This window comes from Bacillota bacterium, assembly GCA_018333655.1.
Classification (GTDB): Bacteria; Bacillota; UBA994; order UBA994; family UBA994; genus BS524.
The window spans coordinates 1-3,773 of the sequence record JAGXTJ010000050.1; the positions used below are offsets into that span (position 1 = coordinate 1).

General features: G+C 56.2%; 3 rRNA genes. All 3 read left to right on the forward strand.

Annotated elements, in window-relative coordinates:
• Positions 1–111 (forward strand): 16S ribosomal RNA (locus KGZ92_09375); the annotation flags it as partial.
• 341 nt (positions 112–452) lie between these two features.
• A 23S ribosomal RNA gene (locus KGZ92_09380) occupies positions 453–3,548 on the forward strand.
• Between the two features lie 99 nt (positions 3,549–3,647).
• Positions 3,648–3,764, forward strand: a 5S ribosomal RNA gene (gene rrf / locus KGZ92_09385).
• Positions 3,765–3,773 lie beyond the last annotated feature (9 nt).

The following is a 3,773-nucleotide window of genomic DNA, read 5'->3' on the forward strand; positions in this document are numbered from 1 at the left end:
AAGCCGGTGGCCTAACCCTTGTGGAGGGAGCCGTCGAAGGTGGGATCGGCGATTGGGACGAAGTCGTAACAAGGTAGCCGTACCGGAAGGTGCGGCTGGATCACCTCCTTTCTAAGGAGCACTCACCACGCTTTGGTGTGGTCAGAGTTTGCGCAGGGTTCGCGTCCGAATGTGGCGCGCTCTGTGGCTCATTGGGTGGAACACTATCGCGTAGGACTCGCCGTGATCGGCGGTATCAGATTGCAGGATCTGGTGCCGGCGTTAGCGTGGTCCGGACGAAACACACTGTTGGGTGTCTGAAACAACACCATCGAGCCTTCGGGTTTGGTTGTTTCTGATGGCACTGATTCCCGAGACATCTGATGCGCCATACGTGGCCGGGGTGTGGGTGGGGTTGGTGTGTGTTGTTTGAGAACTGCACAGTGGACGCGAGCATCTTTAATTGTTTGTGAATGTAAGTGTGTAAGAGCACACGGTGGATGCCTTGGCACCAAGAGCCGATGAAGGACGTAGTAGGCTGCGATAAGCCTCGGGGAGCTGCCAAACGAGCTGTGATCCGAGGGTGTCCGAATGGGGAAACCCAGCACGCGTGATGGCGTGTTACCCGCATCTGAATACATAGGGTGTGTGGAGGGAACGCGGGGAAGTGAAACATCTCAGTACCCGCAGGAAGAGAAAACAATAGTGATTCCGTCAGTAGCGGCGAGCGAACGCGGATCAGGCTAAACCGCATGCGTGTGATACCCGGCAGGGGTTGCGTGTGTGGTGTTGTGGGGCATGATGTCCCGGTTCTGCCGGACCGGGCGCTGATTGATCGCGGGTTAGGGGAACGACTTGGAAGGGTCGGCCGGAGAGGGTGAGAGTCCCGTACCTGAAAACCTTGCGGCGGGGCGATTTGTGTTCCCAAGTAGCAGCGGGCCCGTGAAATCTGCTGTGAATCTGCCGGGACCACCCGGTAAGCCTAAATACTTCTTGGTGACCGATAGCGGATTAGTACCGTGAGGGAATGGTGAAAAGTACCCCGGGAGGGGAGTGAAATAGTACCTGAAACCGTGTGCTTACAATCCGTCAGAGGCTCATAAGCTGATGGCGTGCCTTTTGAAGAATGAGCCTGCGAGTTAGTGGTATGTCGCGAGGTTAACCCGTGTGGGGAAGCCGTAGCGAAAGCGAGTCCTAATAGGGCGACTGTAGTGGCATGCTCTAGACCCGAAGCGGAGTGATCTACCCATGGCCAGTGTGAAGCGACGGTAAGACGTCGTGGAGGCGCGAACCCACTTAGGTTGAAAACTGAGGGGATGAGTTGTGGGTAGGGGTGAAAGGCCAATCAAACTCCGTGATAGCTGGTTCTCCCCGAAATGCATTTAGGTGCAGCGTCGCATGTTTCACCTCGGAGGTAGAGCTACTGGATGGCCGATGGGCCCTACAAGGTTACTGACGTCAGCCAAACTCCGAATGCCGAGGTGTGAGAGTGCGGCAGTGAGACTGTGGGGGATAAGCTTCATAGTCGAGAGGGAAACAGCCCAGATCGCCGGCTAAGGCCCCTAAGCGTGTACTAAGTGGAAAAGGATGTGGGATCGCTGAGACAGCCAGGAGGTTGGCTTAGAAGCAGCCACCCTTGAAAGAGTGCGTAATAGCTCACTGGTCAAGTGGTCCTGCGCCGACAATTTAGCGGGGCTCAAGTACACCGCCGAAGCCGCGGCACTCACACAATAACCTCCTCCGGGCAGGTGTGTGGGTGGGTAGGGGAGCGTCGTGTGGCCATAGAAGCGTCGGAGTGATCCAGGCGTGGAGGCCACACGAGTGAGAATGCAGGCATGAGTAGCGAATGACGAGTGAGAAACTCGTCCGCCGAATGATCAAGGGTTCCTGGGTCAAGCTAATCTGCCCAGGGTGAGTCGGGACCTAAGGCGAGGCCGACAGGCGTAGTCGATGGACAACGGGTTGATATTCCCGTACCCGTGTGTGCGCGCCCATGGTGAATCAGTGATACTAACCGCCCTGAACGTTCTAGAGCATCCTTCGGGATGACGTGGACTGGATGCGCGGGACCTGAACTGGTAGTAGCCAAGCGATGGGGTGACGCAGGAAGGTAGCTGGGCCAGTCAGTGGTTGTACTGGTGTAAGAGTGTAGGCCGTGACATAGGCAAATCCGTGTCACATCAAGGCTGAGACTTGATGCATACCCGTTGTGGGGAATTCAGTGATCCTATGCTGCCGAGAAAAGCCTCTAGTGAGTTCATACACGGCCCGTACCCCAAACCGACACAGGTGATCAGGTAGAGAATACCAAGGCGATCGAGAGAACTGTGGTTAAGGAACTCGGCAAAATGCCCCCGTAACTTCGGGAGAAGGGGGACCACGCCCGGTGACGATCCTTGCGATCTGAGCTGGGGGTGGTCGCAGAGACCAGAGAGAAGCGACTGTTTACTAAAAACACAGGTCCGTGCGAAGACGTAAGTCGATGTATACGGACTGACGCCTGCCCGGTGCTGGAAGGTTAAGAGGACCGGTTAGCCGCAAGGCGAAGCTGAGAATTTAAGCCCCAGTAAACGGCGGTGGTAACTATAACCATCCTAAGGTAGCGAAATTCCTTGTCGGGTAAGTTCCGACCTGCACGAATGGCGTAACGACTTCTCTGCTGTCTCGACCACAGACTCGGCGAAATTGCACTACGAGTAAAGATGCTCGTTACGCGCGGCAGGACGAAAAGACCCCGGGACCTTTACTATAGCTTGGTATTGGCGTTCGATTCGGTTTGTGTAGGATAGGTGGGAGACTGTGAAGCATGCACGCCAGTGTGTGTGGAGTCGTTGTTGAAATACCACTCTGATCGTATTGGACGTCTAACCTCGGCCCATGATCTGGGTTAGGGACAGTGCCTGGTGGGTAGTTTAACTGGGGCGGTTGCCTCCTAAAGAGTAACGGAGGCGCCCAAAGGTTCCCTCAGCCTGGATGGCAATCAGGTGTTGAGTGCAAGTGCACAAGGGAGCTTGACTGTGAGACTGACACGTCGAGCAGGGACGAAAGTCGGGACTAGTGATCCGGCACCGGCAAGTGGAAGCGGTGTCGCTCAACGGATAAAAGGTACCCCGGGGATAACAGGCTGATCTTCCCCAAGAGTCCATATCGACGGGATGGTTTGGCACCTCGATGTCGGCTCGTCGCATCCTGGGGCTGGAGTAGGTCCCAAGGGTTGGGCTGTTCGCCCATTAAAGCGGCACGCGAGCTGGGTTTAGAACGTCGTGAGACAGTTCGGTCTCTATCCGCCGCGCGCGTAAGAAACTTGAGGAAGGCTGTCCCTAGTACGAGAGGACCGGGACGGACGAACCTCTGGTGTGCCAGTTGTTCCACCAGGAGCATCGCTGGTTAGCTACGTTCGGAAGGGATAACCGCTGAAAGCATCTAAGCGGGAAGCCTGTTCCAAGATGAGGTTTCTCACCACCTTGCGTGGTTAAGGCCCCCCACAGACCATGGGGTTGATAGGCCGGAACTGGAAGCGCAGCAATGCGTGGAGGTGACCGGTACTAATCGGCCGAGGGCTTACACACAAACAAGCCAAAGAATTTGTTACGCGTCCACTGTGCAGTATCTGAAACAACACACCCATCCGCGGTCTTGATCGCGGGTCGGGCCTTGTTTCACAGAGTTACGGCGGCCATAGCGGCAGGGAAACGCCCGGTCCCATTCCGAACCCGGAAGCTAAGCCTGCCAGCGCCGATGGTACTGCACTCGTGAGGGTGTGGGAGAGTAGGTCACCGCCGAACACAACTTCA